The organism is Niastella populi, from assembly GCF_002078015.1.
Lineage (GTDB): Bacteria > Bacteroidota > Bacteroidia > Chitinophagales > Chitinophagaceae > Niastella > Niastella populi.
The window spans coordinates 38,933-61,176 of the sequence record NZ_LWBP01000205.1; the positions used below are offsets into that span (position 1 = coordinate 38,933).

General features: G+C 47.3%; 6 protein-coding genes. 2 read left to right on the forward strand and 4 right to left on the reverse strand.

What is annotated here, in order from left to right:
- Positions 1 to 138: 138 nt before the first annotated feature.
- The 3 genes from A4R26_RS24650 to A4R26_RS24660 are packed head-to-tail and all read right to left on the reverse strand — an operon-like array spanning position 139 to position 17,533.
- Positions 139 to 7,680, reverse strand: a complete 7,542-nt coding sequence (locus A4R26_RS24650) for a SpvB/TcaC N-terminal domain-containing protein (protein WP_081169196.1) — start codon at positions 7,678 to 7,680, stop codon at positions 139 to 141.
- Positions 7,652 to 8,773 carry a glycosyltransferase family 2 protein gene (locus A4R26_RS24655; RefSeq protein ID WP_081169197.1) on the reverse strand — a complete coding sequence of 374 codons (1,122 nt, stop codon included), beginning with the start codon at positions 8,771 to 8,773 and terminating at the stop codon, positions 7,652 to 7,654. The genes A4R26_RS24650 and A4R26_RS24655 overlap by 29 nt, the downstream gene beginning before the upstream one ends.
- Positions 8,774 to 8,776: 3 nt before the next feature.
- On the reverse strand, positions 8,777 to 17,533 hold the full coding sequence (locus A4R26_RS24660; protein WP_081169198.1) for a Tc toxin subunit A-related protein: 8,757 nt from the start codon (positions 17,531 to 17,533) through the stop codon (positions 8,777 to 8,779).
- A 728-nt stretch (positions 17,534 to 18,261) separates the two neighbouring features.
- On the opposite strand from A4R26_RS24660, the gene A4R26_RS24665 reads away from it, so the two are divergent.
- On the forward strand, positions 18,262 to 18,843 hold the full coding sequence (locus A4R26_RS24665; RefSeq protein WP_081169199.1) for a DUF4136 domain-containing protein: 582 nt from the start codon (positions 18,262 to 18,264) through the stop codon (positions 18,841 to 18,843).
- 324 nt (positions 18,844 to 19,167) lie between these two features.
- Here the strand turns inward: A4R26_RS24665 and A4R26_RS24670 are convergent, their stop codons facing one another.
- Entirely contained in the window at positions 19,168 to 20,706 is a 1,539-nt protein-coding gene (locus A4R26_RS24670) for an ATP-binding protein (RefSeq protein ID WP_081169200.1), read from the reverse strand.
- A gap of 113 nt (positions 20,707 to 20,819) precedes the next feature.
- Between A4R26_RS24670 and A4R26_RS24675 the strand changes: the two genes are divergently transcribed.
- Entirely contained in the window at positions 20,820 to 22,244 is a 1,425-nt protein-coding gene (locus A4R26_RS24675) for a DUF3375 domain-containing protein (protein WP_081169201.1), read from the forward strand.

Below are 22,244 nucleotides of genomic sequence, written 5' to 3' on the forward strand. Positions count from 1 at the left end.
CCGATTGAAGCTGCCTTCTGCCTTGCCGAATTATATGCACAAAAAAGAAGCCACCTTTCGATGGCCTCTTTTTTCAGAACCGTATGTATGAACTCCTTTATTAACCAAACGAACACACGTGCCTTTCATAAAGGCATATTACCAGTACGCTCCTATAAAGCCCCCGATGGCGCCGGCAGCGCCGCCAATAGCCGCACCTGCCGCTGTACCAAGCCCGGGTACTACAGAACCAATGGCCGCACCGATCAATGCGCCAGATGCTGCGCCTGCAAGCGTTGCTGAAGCAACACCGGCCGTACGGCTACCGGTTGCTCCGGTTATATGCGGCTCCACCGCATCACCCACTACCCCACCAACCACTCCTGCCGCTAAAGCGGTACCCGCTGCAGCTGCCGGGGCCGATGCTGCGCCCGCCGCTGCAACCCGCACCGTGTTTACGATTGGTTGCACCGCCGATTGAGCAACTACCCGCACGCCGCCTGCCGACCTTACAAATGCATGTGCATCCATGGCTTCGGCTACTCCGGGAATAAAGGCTCTTGCAGCCACCGTGAGGGTCGTTTGGCCCATGCTAACGGCCCGGGCAGCCATACCCGCCGCTCCGCTGCCGATGATGCCTTTATTTTTTTCAACGAACGATCCTGCCGATGATACTGCGCCTTTTACAGCATTTTTGGCTGTCGTTAACATTCCCGTTCCAGGCGCCGCTCCCGTTGCTGCGGGAGCGGCTGTTGCTGCAGGGGCAGCGGCTGGTGCCGCAACAGGGGTTGATGCCGCCGGCGCAGCCGGGGCGGCAATCGTTGTGGAGGCCCCGGGCCCCGTACCGCCCTGGTAGTCCTTATTGATGGTTACCAATGGCACCCCGTATACATTGTATTTGGTATCGATGGTACCGCCTCCGTATTTCAGGTCACCGATCAATTGCGCATTCCCGGTAGTAATGCCTCCGCCTACCGACAGCGTTGAACCGGGACGGGCCACTACCACATCTATATTATGCGATCCTTTAGGTCCGCCCGGAGTTCCGCCAATTTGCGTAATAACGCCACCCACAACACGAACTTCGCTATATATGCGATCTGACCCCCTGACTCCTGTACTTTGCATATCGCCGATCACATTGGTTGCTTCGGCATGAGCGGCCGTACCGGCCGGACTGGAATTGGTTGAGCTAAAATTAAGCGGCTTTCCGGCTCCAGACCTGAAACCAGCTTCTGCATACAGATACCGCAACAAATCGCCATCATCATTATCCGGCGGCCCCGAGGTGGCCCCATTCCGGTCGAGCAACAGAACGGGGTTGTTCCTTGCGTAGATAAAGATATTTAACCCATCTGCAATGCCAACAGGATCAGCCGAAGCCCAGCGGCAAAGCCAGGGGCTATAGTACCGGGCGCCATGATAATACAAACCGGTTTCTTCGTCACGCTCCTTGGCCGTATAACGATATCGCGCAGCCGGTACTTCCCGGCTGGCATCAATGGTACTGAAAGACGTGGTTCCGAACGGAAAATATTCCTCCCTTGAAATGACATTGGCAAGGTCATCGAGCTCCATACCAACAGACCGCAGGTGATTGCCATACTGGTACCGCAGCGCCTGTTGTTCTTCGCTGCCTTCAGGCAAAATTACCGGCGTTTCAATAATAGCTACCCTGCTCTGGTTATCCATCACGTGCAGGGTTTCCCTTTCAACTATAATGGTTCCTGCCCCCGATGTTTTTTTGTAGATCTCCAGTATACCCAGGTAATACCTTTCTTCGGTTATTCCACCCGGCCGTTCAACGATCTTTCGTACCCGTTGCCTGTCGTTACCATACACGTACCAGGCCTTTCCGCCACCTCCCAGGCCGGCCTGCTGTAATTCATCCCTGAAATTCCAAACCAACTGCTGCACCTGTTCCATTATGGGCATGTTGCCATGCGCATCATAGTTGACCCCATTGGGCATATCGATGTATTTGTATTCAAGATCCCCCACCCGGGTAGCAGCCAGCCTGTTGCTGTTGCCTTCGTAAGTAAAGGTGCGGGTAAAGGAACTGTTCCTGGCCGTATGCTGCTGCGCCAGCATATTATCGGCTTTATCGTACGTGTATTCTTCCCTGTAATTACGAAAGGCATTGGCATCGTTGGGATCAATTACCGTTGAAGAAATAAAAGGTTGGTTCCTGTAATTATTATCTGGCCGGTTATGATTGATATCGGTTTGACCGGCATGTTTGCGGCCGCTCGCTTTTATTAACCGGTACACCGCATCGTATTCGTATTTATTCAGGGCCATCACCTGTTCGCCATCAAAAAATACAGGCGCCTGCGCCGCATCACCGGTTTGAACGATGTTGCCGGCGGCATCATAAACGTAATGCATATCCTGCAGTACAACGTTACCGGCATTACGGGTGGTACATTGCCGCAGCAACCGGAAGCTACGGCTGTCATAAGTATACTGCGTTCGGGTTTGATTGCCGTACAAAATAGCTGTTCGCTGCCCTTTTGCATCATAATGAATGGCATTTACAAAAAACGTCGCTTCCGGTGCGCCCCGCAGCTTTACCGCTATTGACTTCAGGAGGTTCGCTTCATTGTACTGCGGGTAAATATCACTGGGCGTCATACCGGCGCTATGAGGCGTGGTAATGGTCACCGGCCTGCTCATGGCATCGAACAGGCTGCGGCTTTCATATTCCGCGTCCTGTACCGCCACCGCTTCCGGATGCGTCCAGTCGATGGTTGTTTTGTATTCAACGGCAAACCGCTTAGCCGTATGTATGGCATTGCCCTTGCAGTCGTTTGCCCGGTAGTACAGGCAGCCCGACTGATCATATTTCACCCGCACCTTGCCCAGCAGGTTAGCCGCTTTGGCTGCTGCCGCAGGCATCGACTCACCATATTCCAACCGTTCATACATAACAGCCGGGCGGTCGCCTTCGAGCACAAAAGAGGCTACCGGCCGGTGCAATGCATCATAGCGGTAACTAAACTGATGCCCCCTGTCGTCCCAGGAAACAAGCGGTCTTCCCGCAACATCGGCTATCATCCACCGCCGGCCCGCATCCATACTGGTTTGCTGCAACCTGTTTCCCAGCATATCGTATTCGAAGGAAACAACGGTGCGCTCCAGGGCATCCTGCACGGCCAGTTCTTTTCCCTGCATATCCAGTATTACCCTGGTGGCCAGCAATTCGCCATTGTTATCTGCAATGGTCAGGAACGGCCGGCCCAATGTATCGAGGTGTTTTATTGCGGGTGTATGGGCATGTTTCGCCGAAAGCCAGGCAGCCCTTGCTGCCGCCCCGTCCGGCTCGGGGCCCATAGGGTCGGGACTACCCCTTTCAGCATACCACTCACTATCGAGCACCGTATCATTGGCGTCATAATGCATCTCCATCCACGGCGAAAACACCACACGGGAAATGCTCTTATCGGCATTTGTAATTTTTATCACCCTGCCCAGCGCGTCGTATTCCAACACGGGGGTTACGCCCAGCTGTACCATTTCCCCTTCATCATCAAAAGAAGGGTCCGTACTAAAATAGGGTTCATACTGTTTTACGGCATTGCCTTTATTGTTCAGGAGGGTTCGGCCATTGCCTATCCATCGCAAAGCGGCGCCTGTATCTACCGTTATCAAAGTTCCGTCGGGTTGTACCTTTAAGGCCAGGCCCGGTTCGGCCTGCGATTTTTTTAAAATTTCATGGCCGCCGCCATCGCAATATGAATAGCTTTCATGCCAGCGGGTATTATGGGCCGCATCGGCATGATAATGCGTTTCCCGGGTACGTACTTTTGACCAGGCAGGCCTGGGTTTGTAATTATCGATATCAAAATCCGGTGCATTGGTTTGTTCCAGCCAGTCGTGCATGCTATATTCAATAACCGCGGTTGGCTGATCCTGTGCATCTTTTATTTCGGCTTTACTTTCATCAATTTCATCACACTTATCAACGCCTCTTTTACCAATGATAAAACTGCGTACGGTGTTACCCAGTTCATCGAAGCGAACGGCGCTTTCGTTATCGTTCACGTCCTGCATGATCCAGGGCGATAAAGTACGGTAATTAAACGCCAGCCGGTTGCCGGGCAATTCCTTTACCTGTACGGTATTGCCAAGGGCGTCTGTGGTACGTTTTACAAACAAACAGTACCCGGCATCGTACTCAATGGTACCTGTATTGCCAAATGCGTCGGTTACCGAAGTAATTACATAAAAATGCGCCCGGTCGTACTGTTTGGTTCCGGAAGGCACCCAGTAATAACCGTTCATATACACATAACCGCCCTTTGTTGCATCCTGCAGTAATGAATGCAGTTCAGCAGCGGGAATTTTTTCACTCAACAACCTGTTCATTACGGCGGGGGTACCTGCTGCGGAATAACTTTGATGCAGCAGCGCTTTTGCCGTCAGTTGACCGAAAGGCAACACCGTTATGCCGTCATCGCCCCTGAACCGCATCCGGGAATACGTAATCAGCCGTCTTTGCAATGAACCATCAAATGGCCTTTCGTACGGGATAACGGGGGCAATGGTGCAATAGCTTTTTATGTTTTCAAGGGAAAGGTAACCTGTGAACGGGGGCAGTCCATTCACTTCGTAAGTAAGCTGCTGCCAGGGTGTGGATACCCTGTAATCGAAAGCGGCGTGAACGCTGTTGGTGTACGTGTTAATGTGATAGCTGCAATATATTTTTTCCTGTTCGGGTTTATCCGTGGCAGGGGCCCTTCGTTTACAGGCCAGGGAAACCATTTGCTCTACCTGCCCGTAATCATTTACTTTCAGGGTAAAGTGCTGCGTTACCCGGGCATCTGCCGGGTTTCGTTCATAATGATAAGTGATGGATTCCCTTTCATGCACCAGCCATACAGCATAGGGCAGCTGTGCCCGCGGCTGCAGGCAAACGATGGCTGCGGTACGCTGTTCTACGGAATAAGGATGTATTTCCTGCGCACTGCCATCCTGCGCATAAATCTCTTTTCTCAACATAGTTCCTTTGCAGGCCCTCAACGCTTCCTGCCACTCAATGGTATCCGATGCTTCGGGCACCAGGGGTTGCGGAAGCTGCTTTTCAGGCGCCAGGGTATTTTGATAATACTCATGCGCGTACTGGTTGAAAATTTGCTGCCGGTTAAGGAAAGCGCCGGTATGGTACCATGTTTTTGTAAGTACCGGGTGCTGATGCAGGGAGGCATCCACCACATTATTGGCCGCTCCGTTACTTTCCTGTATAAAATGAGCTATATGTTCTGAATCTTTTTGTTCTACCCGGCCAAACCCACGGAACTCCTTTTCCTGATGATCGTAATAGCCATGATGATAACTATACTCGGTGGCAAAACGGGTTTTCATAATGCGATCGAACGTCACCACCTTTGAGACACAGTATACGGGAAAATGCAGTTTGGTGATCCATTCCTTTCCCGCCAGTTTATCTTCAATATAATAATGGGTCGATGGCTTATAACTTATTGTCACTTCTTTTCCGAGATTGTTCTTAAAGCCGGTCAATACATGCGGCTTTTCACTATTCATAAGATCGATATACCGAAGCGGCGCGTTTTGGTGTTGCGGCAACGGACTGCTCCACACCAGGCAGGAAAGTCCGGTACCCAACAGATCTGCTACCAGGCAATTTGCCGGCTTCGCCCCTTCCGGCGCCACCGTTATACGTTTGGGTTCAATGGCAAACCGGTTGCCCTGCTGGTTCATGTAGATGGTTACGCCCTTTTGTCCCAGGTAAATTATATCCGGTGTTCCGGAACCATCTATATCGGCCAGCCTGATGAGGGCGGGGTTGAACAAATCGGGCCCATCGAAAACCGGCGCATTGTCCATACTAACCTTTGCCCCAAAGCGCCCATAGCCCAGGTTGGGCCAGTAACAAACTTCGCCATTCCTGATCCGGACAATATCCGTTAAACCACTGCCGCTCATGCCCGCCAAAAAAATGCTTTGCATGGCATCGGCAAAAACAACGGCGGGTCCTTTTTCTTCATCAAACGTTTTACCGGTTTTTAATGCCTTTCCGAAACCTTTTTTTCCTAATGAAGGATACCAGGTAAAGGCATTGTCTTCGGTGATAAGCAGATCGGCCTGCCCATCGCCATCGAGATCAATGAGCCGGCCATTGCGGTCATTAAGATCGGGATGGGGTATTTGCCTGAAACTTTCAAATGGCATCCAGTTGCCTGAACCGCTTATTTCAAAAAAACCGGGCGCCTCATCGTTCCAGCTTACCAGTTGTTTGATACCGTTTGCTTCAAGATCCCGTATAGAGATCCTCCCTGTGCCCAATCCCCGCATGTTTGGTTTGGCCGCTATCATTTGCGCCGGGGTAAACCGGCCATACCCTTCGTTATGTTTATAAAACCAGCCTTCCGCCTGTTCGGTTAAAATACCGCTCAATCCTTCGCTATACAAGTCGATAAACTGGTACTGCGGTTCGTTGATACCAACCGGGGCATGTACCCCGCTTCCTGCAGGCAGATCCTTCAGGGTCACATTCCAGTTATGCGTGCTGTATTCAAAACTTAATGGGGGAAGGGATTTTTCGCTATAGCTTCCATCATCATGTTTGGTATAACCGGTTGTAATAACCGATTGTAAAAAGGTAAAGCCATCGGCGCCGTTATTGCCATAATGCAGGTGCAGGGCCTTCACCAGCGCCGAACCCCCGGGCAACTCATTAAAATAATGATACAAAAATACCCGCCTGCACAAACGGCAGTTCCGGATCTCGAAACCGGCCCGGTACTCACTGAACGCATCTGCGCGAAATGACCAGTTTGTTTCCACATTACACGGCGCACCGGCGGCATGTTCGCCATAGTCGAACACCGTTTCGAACATAAATTGCGCGGGAAACTGATCACCCGGTTTATACATGGCGATATTCCCATACTTTACTTTTTTCAGGTAATTATGCGTGAAAGGTGCATTGCCATTCAGGCGGTTGCTGTTGTGCAAATGCAGGGGCATGCCCATTCCATCTTCTTTCCTGTATTCGTAAACAGCACAATTGCCTTTATCATCATAACTGTAACTGATCAGCCATTCAAATATGTGCAGGGGTTGCCGGGGATCGGCCACCCGGCTTTCTTCGTTTAGTCCATAAACGGTAGTTATATTTTCTTTAGAAATGACCCGCCAGTGCAATATACCACTGCTTTTTTCCATCCAGCGTTCGATACGGGCAAACACGCCTTCTATCCGGGGCCGGTATCTTCTTACCAGAAAGTTTCCATCTGCAGATAAAAATTCGTCTACTACATACCCGCCGTCACCGTTTGAAATAAACGTACCGGCACCGTCTTTTTTAAAGACGGGCACAAGGTCTTCTGCCCCACCCAGTAAAAAAGTATCGGTTTCATTGTCATACCGGGGCAGTTCTTTCGACATCCTTCTTTTAATTGAAGGAAGGCTCATTTCCCAGCCAAGGCCAAAACTACCATTGCCGGCGCCGGAATTATAACTGAGCGGAAAGGCAGGGCTGTATCCGCGGGCAGACGAAAATGGCAGTGGCACTTGTACAGCCGTAGTGCCATTGACGGCATTCACAGAAAATTTTTCATCGATGCTCCTGATAGCGCCGCCGCCTTTGGGAAGGGAGATCGCCGGCGTTTGTAAGGTAGCCGGGTTGGAGGAACCGGCATTGATTTTATTTTGAGCTTGTAGATTCTCTTTCATAAAAAATGGTTTGGTTTGAAGGCGGTGCAACCGCTTCTTTGCATACTTTGATCATGCTTGTATAATCCAGATTGTGAAATACAGTTCCCTTGCCAAAGCCGTTTGCATTCACCAGCCGGTTTTCGAATTTAGGTGCCCTTATATGCCGTAGCATGTATTGAATGGCCAGGCTGCCGAGACTGTTTTTACAGGTTACGCGGTATAAAAAGAACGGCGGCTTTGAAGAAAAGAAGGAAAGTGTTTGATCACCGGCATGTTGCTGTAACTGCCAGGAAAACCCTTCGTCAAAGCACAGCTGCAACTGTTTTACTTTCCATTCATAAGCGCCTTCATCGACCGAATGCTGCCAGCCGGGCGTCATTTGCCGGCCATCGCCGCGCAAAGTGGCTAATACAAAACGGTGGTTGTGAAAAAGAAACAGCACACGCGAAAATCCGTTGGCTTCGGGCATGAGATAACAGGCGGTGATGTTTCGCAATAAAGGCATTTGCCCTATCCGTTCCGAATCGGCGTGGGCAATGGTTTGCAAAAACGCAGCTTCTTCAATCACTACCGGTTGCCTGTTCAACTGCATCACCCGTTTGGCCAGGTCAATGTCTTCGCCGCAATAATGATCAATGGCCTCATCGTATCCGTTTACCGCCATAAAATCGCGGCGGTGCACACCTATTCTGCCATAAGCATCCTGGGGCGCCAGTTGTTGCCGGCCGCCAAACGTGATGAGGATACTGTTGGGGTTTTCACAAAACCGGTTGTTCACATAGGAGGCAAATCCCCGGCCCGTAAAATTGTCGGCATCTACATTACAAAGCAACTGGCCCTTCGACAGCAGAAAAGCCATATTACGCGAGTGGGCCGGGTGATAACAGTCCGGCTCCAGCGTATGATAATACCGGAGTCGGCCGTTATCTATATATGCCCTCATGTGATCCGTGATCCATTCCCTGAGGCCATCGGTTGAATTATAATCAAGCACTACAAATTCCAATGCTTCGCAATCTGCATTATCGGCGATGTTACGGGGTAATGTCTGCCGCAAATGATGAAGCCTGTTCATACACACTGTTACCAGGGATATTGTGGGCTGTTGCATTTTTTACAGGTTTGTATGCAATGAATAGCTTACAATTAACCAGGCATCCTGTAATTCCGCATCGATGGCATTATCGGGTGTAAACTGCCACGCATCTGTAATAGCCGGGAAATTACCGCTTGCGGAAAAATGAATAAGATCACCGATAGCGGCAGCGGGCGACAAGGATGTACCGTTTAACTGTATACCGGTTACTGTTCCCCGTATGAGAAGATCAACACCGGTAACTTCTATACCTGTTACGCTTTTACTGCGGGTAAAAAAGGGCAGCCTGTCCTGCAATCCTGTTAACGAAAGTACCTGCGCTGTATCACCCAATGGGTTTAAAAAACGATGCCATTCGGTTGAAAACTCCTGCCGTACACTGAACAGGCGGCTCATGCCACTTGCTGCCGCTGCATCTTTAAGATGGTTATTGAGACTGCTTACGGCGGCCTGTTTCAACATACTTCCGCCTTCGCGTGCGGTGTACTGCAAATGAAAAACAACGTCTGGTATGGTATCGTAATCGAACTGGCGGAAGGCATCGGGTAATTCGAGCCGCCAGCGACCGATAGCCCCTGCCCCTTCAAAAGGCAGAAAGCGGTCATCGCGGAAGTTCAGTTCGAACATACCATTGTCGTGCTGTGCCTGGCTTACCGCAATGGATTGCAACTGTACAAAATTGCTCACGAACCGGTCGTCGGCAGCGCCTGTATCCTCGGTATATTGCGGCCCTGTAAGGTTGCTTACGCGGGTTTTATCATGCAACAGGGTTAACGTAGCGCTTATACTTGTATACGGACCCGCCACGCATGGTATGGAAATGCTCACCGTTTTTATCCTGCGCATAAAATGACCCGGGAAGTCGAGGTCGAACATTTCTTCGGGCAGCGCCAGTTCACAACTGCCTGTTTCTTTCAGACTGATCAATGCAAAGGGGTCCCATTGCGCCAGGGATACATGTTTGGTGATCTCATATTCACGTTTATGCGTATCCATATAAGCCTTTTCCAGTTGGCGTATGGCGAGGGAGAGCTGTTCTCCGGCAAGTAATCCGTCCCTTTGGCCGTCCCAGTAAGCCAGTTTGATAAAGCTGGTATTGGTTTCTCCTCTTTCAAAGCGATACGCCTTTTCGGCTTTGCGCGCGATATCATAGGCCAACTGGTAAGCCTGGCGGTAAACCTGGCGAACCTGCCCTTCCATCCACTGGTACAATTCCTGGTTAGTATATTTGGACGTAAGATAAGCGTGCATGTCACCAGCCTGTGCTATTTGCAACTCGTGGCTCTTCCATTCTTTCTCGGCCAGGGCTATCCTGATCTGGGCGGCGAGCAGTTGTTTATCTATCTGCACCAGTTCATTACCGGCGCTGTTGGCCTGCAATACCCAATCCTGCCGCTGCCTGAGAAAGCCGGCATTTTTTGCGGCGGCCGAAGATTCGAACTGGAGAATGCTGGAATCGATTTGCACACCGCGCGCCTTTCCCGACAAATAAGCGCCCAGGGTTGACCCACCGGCTGAAACGCTCACCCCTATACCAAAAGGCTGGGCATTGGCGCTGATGGTAGGCAGCATACCGGCCCTTGCAGCAGATACTTCTATTGTTCCGGCAACTTTTTGCTTATCAGCAGCCATTCGGGCTTTGTCCATGTCTTCTTTTTCCATGGCGATCAGCTTTGCCACACTGCCTGCAACTGTTTTGGGATAATTGCCGGCAATTTCCCTGTACGCGGCATGCGTGGCCGGCACACTGGTGTCAATGCCCAGCAATTGTTGAAAATGCTTCAGCCGTTTTCCTGTATTCTCCCTGGTCTTATTTAAAATTTCCTGTTGCGCCTTTGCTTCTTCGAGTTGAGCCAGTTTTACGGCCTTCACCGCATTCAATACGTTCACTTCGTGCGTTGAACGCAGCACAGACAGCGCTTCTGCATCACGCCGTTCAATAACCGATAGCAACTGGCTGCCTAAAGCCTTCACTTCACTACATATTTCAAGCGCTTTCGCCGTAAGATGCCGGAACCGGTAATAAGGCATCGACACATTGAAATCATTTAGTACACTACTGATGCTGATGCCGTTGGCTGCGGCCCGAACCAGCAGGGCCGGGTCAATAGGCGGCTCAAACAAAGCCAGCTTCTGCACCACCCCATCTATATTCATACTGTGCCGTATCTTAAACAGGCGGTCGGCCACCGTATCCCAGTACTGCAACAATTGCGGGTTATTGGGAATGTTGAAGTATAAAGAAGCGCCAAAACCATATATATTATTGCCCCTGTAAGGTTTACCATTCTGTAAACCGCCCTCATAGGTAACCTGCCCACTGTAGGGAAAGGCCAGCTCCATTTCAACCAGGGCATTGCCAAAGCTATCCCACTTATCCTTAAGCGAATTGTAGGTTTGAGGCGCTACTTTGCCCCTGTCGGGCAACACCTGCGGACGCGGTCCCAACAGGTGCCCGGCCGTTACATATAACATCAGGGCCTGGTTGATGGTTTCCATGGTATTCTGCCGGTACAGCTCATCGCCCCAGGCAACCAGGTTATCGAGGTACTTCATCACCACGGTTCTCATATAGGCGGCCGGGCGTGTACGCGCAACCAGGTGCGGGTTATAGGGATTTTCACGCCATGCAAAGATTTCGGAAGAATAATGCCCGTTGCGCAGGCTGTACATAATTGACGTGATGGTATCAACCGGGCTTGTTTTAAACGGCAGGAACTGCCAGTAACGCCGCACATTGTTTTCAGCACCCGTAGCAAGCGGATTGAATATATAATGGAACCAGTTGCGCGCCTGCTCGTACTGCCTGTTCTTACTTAACCGGTCGGCAATGATCAGCGGTATATGAAAGAACAGTTCCCAGTTATAAATACTATATGTACCAACAGATTCCTTAAACAGGTTATCAATGCCCTTTCCAAACTCCACACCTGCCTCGGGCCACTTCACAATTCGGATACCCTGGTACGATTCAGGCGTTGCCGCAAACTTCGTTTCCGCCTGGGTGAGGGTGCTTAACAGGCCGGGCAAACCATTTTGATTCAATTGCTGCAGAAATTCACCTGTATAGGGATGGTACAGGTTTTCGATATCGTGGTAGATATCCTGGTAATTCGATTGATAACGCACCATAGTGCGGTTATGCGTATTGCCTGTATGTTCTTCCTGGTATACAAGGGTTGTTTCATCGTCATTGATGCTATTGTCACAATCCCTTTGTAGGGTTCTTACCACTTTAAACTCCGACAATTCCTTTAAAAGTATAAGACCCTGGTCTGTGGCTATATATGAGAAGTTGATATCAAGATTGGTTTGACCCACTGAGTAAAAATGATTGAACATCGTTTCTACACCTACGGGGTGATGCCGGTAAATAGAATAATGATCGGGAAGCGAGGCCGATAAATTGATATGGTTATTGTCGTGAAAAGTGAACATGCCTATGGGCGTGGCCAACGGTTTTGAAGCACTCAGTTCCCCGGCATGGTAAACGTTTATGGTCAAGTGCTCGGTTTTTGTATCCTGAATGAACATGAATTTACCGGCTTGCAGGGCATTCGCTTCTCTGGCTGGCGTATTCAACGCCACACCGGATGTTTGCCCGGCCGTCCATTTTCCATTTTTATGCTCCGACCATGCCAGTCTTACCTCATAATACTCCAGCGGCCTTATCAACTTTGTTTTTTTATTCGATATGTCAACAATCGACATTTCTGATACGGTACTACCGCTCGATCCGTTCTCAGCAGCTTTTTTTGTAAACACCGGCCAGAATAACAGTAACCGGTTTTTCCACACTACCGGTACCAGGTAATTGCCGTTTAATGGCCGGTTGGGCTGCCATTGCGTGTTGTCACTTTCTATCAACTGAATATCGGCATCAATTTTATCCCAGGGTGTCCACGACCTGTCATAATGATCGAATTTCCTGTAATAATAGCCGTAGGGAACGCTCCGGGTGCGTGCAAAAACATGGCTTACCGACAGCGACCGGTGAGCGCCCTGGTACTGCTGGTATACGGCGCTTACATCAAGGTTGCTTACCTCATGCAATTTGTTGAGATAATTGCGAACCGCAGCTTCAAGGTTTTCCTGGTTCATATCCTGCTGCAATAATTCCGCCTCCAGTTCTTTGAAGAAAGGGCTCCTGGTATCGCGCAGATCCGGCTCTATCCAGTTCTCAGGATAAAGGAATACTTTTCTGTTGGCTTCCCATGTTCTGTATTGCTGCATCCATTCCCACCGGTTTCGATCGAGGGCATTGACATCGACTTCTTTTTCCAGTCCCAGGAAACAACGCTGCACGAATGACTGTACTGAAGAAAGCGCCTGCCGTATACGGGATGTTTCCATTACACTTTCCATTTGTACATCCAGTAAAAAGAAATCGAACAGCGCATTTGCATCGAGTAACATATTTCTGTTGTGCGCCCATTGTTTCAGAGCAGGTTGCACCAGCAAATAGCTGATAAGGGCGTTGCGCTGGTTACTGCGCAACTGGTCATTTACCGGTTTAATAGTTTGCTGCCAGTCTTCCTCGGTATAGCGCGCGCGAAGACTGCCTTTTATACTTTCAGCCTGCTGGTAACATTTGTCAAAGTCGGTCAATGGTACGGCCCATGAAATCAATCTGGCTGTATCGATACCTGTTTGTTCGGCCAGCACAACGGCATTATATAATTTATCAAGGGGTTTTTCGTTGAAAAAAGTTACAGGGCTGCAATTAAATTGTGTGGTGCTTATCAGCGCCTGCACCAGCGCAAGGTCCCAGCCTGTTAATGCCACCATCTTTTCGGCCAGGGTAGCATTTACCGGGTTGCGCGTCCAGGCCAAAAAAGCAGCCAGCGAAATACTACCTTTTCTATGCCGGTTGCGCACTACTGTATATTCTGCAAAGCGGCGCATTAACGTCATTGTTATATTATTCAGGTCCATTCCTTCAAAACCGCCTTTGCACAAATACAACTGTTTTAACTCTTCAGTAGTAAATGAAAACCCGTTAATGAACAGCGCTGCTTTATGCAATTTTCTGTAAGCCGCATCAAATGCCGTATTCGATACGCCCGGGAACAAACAGCTTTCAGGAATCTGCAGTTTGGGCACCGTGGGCGTTTTCCAGGATAGCCGTGAAAGCTCACCATTTATTTCGGTCACCTTCAATTTGTATAACTGGCCTGCTTTCAGTTTAAGTGCGGTTGTTTCATATTGCCCCGCAATACCTGCTATATGTTGCATCGTAATCTGTTGGTCGTCGATCCAGAGCGCGGGCTGCTCTGTAGCGGCAATCACGATGGTATAGTTGTCGTCGGCAGCTGGTATCAGGTAGCCTTCCCACGTAGATCCTGTTGCTACCGGATCGCCTAATTTTTCAATATCGGTGAGTAGTGATTTCGTACCATCGGCACTGGTAAGTAAACCGGTAAGCAACCACTCGGTGGTAGCAGCATCTAATTGAATACCGGCCGACAGCCTGTCAATGATCAGTTGCTGCGATTGTTTCTTTTTCAGCAATGGAATGTACTGGTTATAGCAAAGGGCTATTTTGGCCTGAGCAGTGGCGTCATCATTATCGGGCGCCAGCACAGCATTTCTTTCCGCACTGTTGGCGGGAAATAAAGCAAACAACGAATCGTTGATAAATAAACCGGGTTGTCCCGAAAGAATGCTAACGCCTTTTTGAAAAGATTTATCCTTAGACAAACCTCCTATTTCGCTCCAGTCTTCTTCATGTAGTATCCCATTTACCGACATTGTGCCACTGGAAGCATCGTACGAAAACCGGGATGCAAGCCGTTCAGGAACTTCGATAGATAACCGGGCATTTACCTTGTGAGTATACACCGTACTCCCTTTAAGCAAAGCGATGACCTTATCGGCAATATCCTTTTCAAATACCAGTAACAACTGCCGGTGCAGCAGCTCGGCGGTTATGTACTCCGGTATTACATACTGTAGGGCATTGGCTTTCAGGGCTTCGTGCAGATCACGGGCAATGGTCAGAACCGATCTTTCAGTAGGTGTTATTCCCGGTTCAGTAGCATTGGCGATCATATAATTCAGCTGCTCGGGTTTAAAACGGGCCGTTTGAATACTTTGGCAGAGGGTAATAAAATCGAGCAATATATAAGGCGTTTGAAAAACATTGCCATTGGGATACATGGAGATCAACTGCAACAATCTTTTTACCGGCAGTCTCAGGTATCTGGCCAGCATACCATGCCTGATGATTACCGACAGGTTCGCAATTGATAATACATCGGGCAAAGCGGCTTTCGTGCGGATCTGTATAATATCATCGGCGGTAAGTTGCAGCGCCGCCATAATACCGGCCATATGTGCACTGATGGTTGGGGCCCCGGCCAGGATATTGCCGTTGGCGTCGGGTGCAAACACCGGATCAATTGACAATATATTCGGTGAAAGAAAGATCTTTTTATACATGCTTGGCTCACCATGCGTTTGTATATTACCAAAAGCGATCAGCAACCGTTCGAGGGTTAAACCGGTATGGTTAAGCAATTGTAAAACATGCGACAGGGCCGCTATAATATGTGGCCTGATGTCGTAGGTTGTACTGGTAGCAGGCCAAAGCGCAACCAATGCCATATCGGTTTGCTGTATACTCAGGTTTAATTTTCGCCATAACCTGATGAATCGCTGGAGGGTATCATATTCGCCAGTAGTTAAAGGCGTTCCATCGAGGTGCTGCAATACAGCCTTACTGATATCACCGGCCATGGCTACCTGATAAAGGTCTGCCGCCGGACCACCCTGGTTGTAATAATAATAATTGTCGCTATTACCAGGTGTTGTGCCGCCCAATTCAAGCACCATCATTTTACCCACATTTTCAAAGTGCTGCAATACCCATTCGGCCACTGCATTTTTATCGGCCTGCGAATCAAACGCTCCCTGCAGCAAAGCGATCACCTGGGCATATTTTGCAGCAGGTTCGGTTGCATTTACCACCAGTGACTGCAGATACCGGTAACTGTATGGAATGCGGTTCATCATCGCCAGCGCCGCTCCCGTTGGCCGGGCCTTATTTACACTTTTGGTTTCAAGAATAGTGTACAGCTCTTTAAAGCTGATACCGGTTCGGGGTAAAAAACTGTTTTTCACCATCTTCAGCTCCGATAACATGGCAGCTTCAGTTTCAAAACCATAATACTGCCAAACGGGTTTTACGCCTATGAGGGTCTGGTATTCGCCTACTGTATGGGTTTTTCCCAGTTTTGCATCATAATATTCCTTTCTATAAAAATCTTCTTTGGTAAGAATTACATATTCCTCTCTCGACAATTGAAGCAGTTCCGCCGCTCTTGCATTTTGCATGGCAAAACGTTCTTCCGGGTTGCCTGCCACTTCAAAAGCGTTCATGATGCCATAGCGGCTGGCGCCTGATTTCTGCAACAACAGCCTAATGGCATCCAGCGGCTGGTTGTATGGAAGGGTAAAGGGATATACCGCGTTATTGAGTGTTCTGTAAGCATTGTAGTTTATGTGCTGCGGCACGGCAAGCAACTCTTCGCTTTTTTCCTCTGTTACATTAAAAACGTCCAGCTGCACATTGCCTTCAGCCTGGTAACCGGGCAAATGAGCGATAAAGCTTTCCATCACTTCATTCACAATATCTATGTACGGAAGGGCGGTTTCGGCATTTTCGCAGGTGAGCCGGAGGTTGCCGATATCGGGCCGGCGTTTCAGCAGTTCATCCAATGGCGATGGGTAACCACTATAACGAAGGTATTGCAATAGTTCAACCAGGTACGATGAAGCACTGTAAACCGAACGGCATTCATCGCATTCACACAGGTCGGCATTACCAAACAGGGTTTCCCAGTTTAACAGTAAATTATCCTGTTCGGCCATTTCTTTTACAACGGCAATCGCCTCTTCCCGACCGGTTTTACCATCGATTGCGGCTACGGAAGTACTGGTTATGCTATCTCGCAGGGCAGCCAACAAAAATTCATTGCGCGTATTGATATTCGCAGCCTGCTCATATACCTGTTCAGCCAGGGCTTCACCGCCCAGTTGTTCAGCATAGGTGTTTACAAAAACCTGTTTGGGATGCGTAACAACTTTGTGTGCTGAGGTGAGACCGGCATTCATCAAGGCCGGTAATAAATCGGGCGTATCGCTCAGTGAACTGATACGCTGGATATTTTTCAGGATATCCATCACTTCGGTTCGCAATACCGGGTCTACCTTTGCCAGGCTGGTTTTGTTTTGCCTGGCGGCTGCATATACCGACGTACTTCGGATATTAAATTCCGGATGTTGTTCAAAGAACGACAAAAGCCCTTTCCTGATATCTTTATCCTTTATGGGCAATTCATTATCCTTTACCATTCGTTCGATCACCGCCGAGGGCTCCTTATGGTAAAGTTGCTTTTCAATCTGACGTGCATAATGCTCCTGTTGTTGTTCGGGTGTGTCGCCTGCAATTTCTTCCGGAAAAGGCACGTTCTTCAACAGGGTTTTAATCTTTTTCCGGTTGTAGGTAAGGGCCATTTCGCGTACTGTGTTCACTTTCTCCTGTAATGAGGACACCAGTGATGCATTGTCGCTTGTTACGTCGGCCAGGTGATGCACCAATTCAAGCTTTGTGATCTCCTCTGCCGAAAGACCTTCTTTCAACAATGTTTCCTGTATTCCGCCCCATTCGTTTTTATGAGCGGTATAGGCATTTAAAAACAGTTCCTGCTTTTCACCGGCGATAAACGATGATAATAATTGTTTTCTGGTTTCCGTCTTTTTTCGAGAACTCATGGCATTAAGGTTTATAAAAAAGTTTGTTTGTGATTGTTATATAAGAAGAAAGTGCCTGCCCATAGGGCAAAAACATTATACCGGCCGAGGCAAAGCCCAAACCGATGCACCAAACATACCTACCAGCTATAGCATACGGGAAATACTGAAGAGAAAGAATAATGGATGATAAAAGTCTTTCCTATAAGATCACGCGTAACATAAGGGATCGATCATGTGAAGTTAATTGCGACCGGCATACAAAATATCAGGTCGTCGGCGAACTGTAGTTTTTGATACATGAATTGCATTAATACAAATTGTTATTCCAACAATCGTATTCTACGCCATGCCATGTGCGGCCATTGCTGATATGCAGAACCGGCGCGGGGTTTCAACGATGACAAAAACAAAATGGCCGCCATAAATGGAGCAGCTGCATTGCCCCCGGCTTTGTCTGGAAAAACTGTTATTAGCGTTTCTACATAGATTTGCAGATCCAACACGAATGTTTGTCCCCCAAATGAACATCCTTCATATTCAGTTAAAGTAATTGAACCAATGGGGAATGATTTTTTCTGTATTTATAATTAGTTGCTGTAAGAAATTTTAAGGATTGTGTGGAAAAAGATCCATCATGATACCTTGATGCATTTTCTACCATACGGTTGATAGCTTTAACTGAAGGAATTCAGTTAAACCAATGAGAACGATATTGATGCATTCAAATACAAACAAATATTCAGATCATGAAAAAGATTACAACATTGTGTGTTATTGGATTGTCGTTTTTCGTTAGCTGCGGGCCTTCTAATACGCGGGAAATAGGAAAAAATATTGATGCCGATGTGACGAACCTGGCAGACGTTAAAACTTATGGCTGGATTACCGATGTAGATAAGATACCGGAAGCAAGGGTATTTGTAAGTCCAACAGGCGTATACGTATACAATAACGAATCAGCCAGGAAAAGGATCAAAGATGCAATAGAATATGAATTGAATACACGTGGTTATAAAATGAAATCAGTTGGCGACCCTGGTATGACGGTTTCGTTTTTCATAACAGAACAGGCCGACACTTTGCGAAGAACAAGTGGGTATGTTACCATTGGTGGGGAAGCGGTAGTTTCAAACGATGATGTGGAGTGGGTGCCTGTTCAACCGGGAACCCTGATTATTAACCTGAATGATAATAAAACTCAAAAAATGGTTTGGCAGGGTTTTGCTTCGGGAATAATCGCACAGGAAAATATAAACAATGAGCAAAAAATAAGGGAAGCTGTTTCTTCGATATTCGACCAGTTTAACTATGAAGCTAAAGGTAAATGACAATAATTCATGTATGGTCAAAATATTCTTCTGAAAGGGATACCCGGCACCAGCTTTAGTTAACCGATAAAGCGGGCTTTATCGGTTAGTTACAACTATACAGAAAATCATTGAAAATGCAGGCGGGACATATATTTTAAACAAAAAGCCCGTCTTTCGACGAGCTTCCTGTGAACCGGATTGGAAATTCTTCAAACCAGTTGAAAGAAGATTAACCAAACTATAAACTTTTAAATCACTGATACTAAGCAAGATGTATCGTTCCGGGTAAACAAATAATATACTCTTGCAGATTTAGTTGGTGAATAATTAATTGTAGTGGGTTCAAAGTATCTCTTTTACCAGATAATCATCCACCGCTCGTTTCTCACCGGAAAAGTTTATCCCGATGGCATATTTTTTCCGCGCATCTGATTGGAAAGGATGGAGATATTTTTTTTCTATAATCTGATCCAATGCCTGCTGTGCAGTGCTATTTAGGTTTAATTCTATAGCATAGATATATGCAGATGTTTGTACAATTACGTCGCATCTGCCATGCGCACTATGCGCTTCGCTTCTGATATCTACACCTAACCTCGTTAGTGCTAAATGAAATATAATACGAAATATCGATTCACTTTCGGCCTTCCAATGGTCGTAAGGAATAGTAGAGATAAGTGTGTTCAAACCTTGTATCAACTTAGGAAAATCCTTATTTATCAGCGCCCCGGTGATATCTTCTGTAATGGGTGAGGAATATTTGGGAAATACTTCCCTGTAGGTGCTTAATAAGGCATCCTTAAGACTGTTTTCTACTTCTTTATTTGGATATCCTAATTCACAGGTGCCCGATTTCGGAAAAAAGGTTTTTATGGTAAGATATCCCGTTTGAAACAGGAGCGCTTCTGATACCGGATTTTCAAGATCAAAACTACCCAACTCCGTAAGCGTCGCATTAACACTATCAAACTCAAACTGCCTTTGCTTTTTTAACGCTTTTACCAGGAAGGTAGGTGTGCCTGTTTCGAACCAAAAATTATCGAACCGTTGTTGCTTGAACAAAAGGAGAAGAGAAAATGGATTATAAAGAGTGTGTTTTCCCGTCCAGGAGTATCCATTATACCAATACTTAGTTTCTTCCAGTAACTCCTTATATCCAATCTCAAATTTTATTGCCAGGGCATTTAATTCAGGTGGAAAATTTGTTTCCAGCTCAGCCTGGGTTATGCCAGCCAGGTCGTTCATTGATTCTGCAAGGGAAATATCCTCAATATTATTCAACCCTGAAAATATACTCACTTTACTAAAGCGGCTAACACCTGTTATCAGCAGAAAACGAATATAATCATCGGCATCCTTTAGAACAGAATAAAAGCTTCTGAAAATAGCCCGGTTTTCTTCTGCTTTGGGCACATGATCCAAAAAATCTATAATGGGTTTGTCATACTCATCAATTAAAATTACCACCCTTTCTTTAGCTCCGGCTTTACTGATCAGTTCAGTGAATTTATCCTTGATATTGGTTTCTTTCAGTGAAAAACCGAGATCAATTGCCAGTCTGTCCAGTTTCTGGCTAATTGCCAATTCCAGCCTAATCAGTTCATAGGGCATTTTGCTGAATCGAAGATGGATTACAGGGTGTTTGCGTTCCCAATTCCATTTGTCTTCTATCCAAAGATCCTTGAAGAGATCCTTTCTGCCACTAAATATCTCCTTGATAGTAGAGATCAGGAGCGATTTTCCAAAACGTCTGGGACGGCTAAGAAAAAAATACTTGCCTGATTCAATTAAAGTATGAATCAATCGCGTCTTATCGACATAAATGTATTTACCCTCCCTTATTTCTTTAAAGCTCTGTATACCAACAGGATATTTACGCACATGTACAAAAATAGCAAAATCCGCATTAGCGCGGCCCCCGGCAATAAAATATTGCTAACATATTTAGCTTTTCTTAACTTGCAACGCACCACCAGAAAACCAGCCTTTTTACCATGAATTTCGAGAAAGCCCTTACATTTTATCGCAATGATAAAACCCTGCAAATACTGAGGGCCGACCATTTTCCATTATTGGTAAGTTTTTTTCATTTAGCTTTCAAGCAACAGGAAAAGATCGCTTATCCGCAATCAGACCTGGCTGGCCTGTTGGGTGATTTTTTGTTTTCGCTCGAGCGTCAGGGTATTGCAGACTATAACAAGCCGCCTCTTGATTACCTGCAAAAGTGGGCGCAACAGGGTTATCTCCGGCGTTACTATGAAACAGCCGATGAACCCGTGTATGAATTATCCCCCGCTAGTGAAAATGCCCTGAAATGGCTGGAAGATCTGAATAAACAGCAATTTGTTGGAACCCACAGCCGATTACTGCAGTTCTTCTCCCTGCTGCAGCAAATAGTGAACAGAACGGCAGGACCTTATGAAAGAATACAGCAATTACAGGCTGAAAGAAAAAAAATCGATGAAGAGATTGAGCAAATAAAAAAAGGCAATTATGCGAAACCGACAGAGACGCAATTGAAGGAAGACTATTTTCTGGCCGAAGAAACAGCAAAGCGATTATTGTCCGACTTCAGGCAGGTAGAGGAGAATTTCAGGGAACTGGATACACAAACACGGCAAACGATCATAAGAAGCAACCTGGCCAAAGGCGCCCTGCTCGATGCTATTTTTGAACAACAGGATTACCTTTGGAATACCGACCAGGGCAAAAGCTTTAAGGCTTTCTGGGAATTTCTCATGAGCGAAAGCATGCAACATGAACTGGAAACGCTCATTGAAAAACTCAATACCATTCCTGTCATAAAACAGGTAAAACAGGAACAGATCGTTGACCGTATCAAAACCAACCTCGTAGAGGCCGGTGATAAGGTTAACAGAAGTAATGACGGACTGATTGAACAATTACGAAAGTATGTTGAACAGAAAAACCTTTCTGAAAGCCGGCACATTCTCAGAAGTATCGAACGCATAGAAAACCTCTTATTGGAACATAAAGATGATATCGATCCGCAACAACCGTTAATGGAAATCGATAGCCTTTTCCGTCCAACCTTCATCATGGAACGCCCCCTGTTTACCCCGCCGTTGAAAGTTTCTTTTACAGAAACGATCATCGAGGATGGTAAAGCCGAGGCCGACACGAATGTGCTGTTTGAACAGTTTTATATCAACCTCGATGAATTGCGCAACAATGTCAAAGCGCTGCTGCGGTCCCGGTCACAGATCCCCCTGCAGGAATTGTTAAACCACTACCGGCCGACAAAAGGAATTGCAGAGATACTTGGCTATATGCAAATTGCCACCGGCGACAGCAGGCACTATATAAACAACGAGCAAACAGAACAGGTAACCGTATTCAATGCAGATACCGGCAAATCATACTCCTTAAAAACGCCTTTAATAATATTCAACAGGTAA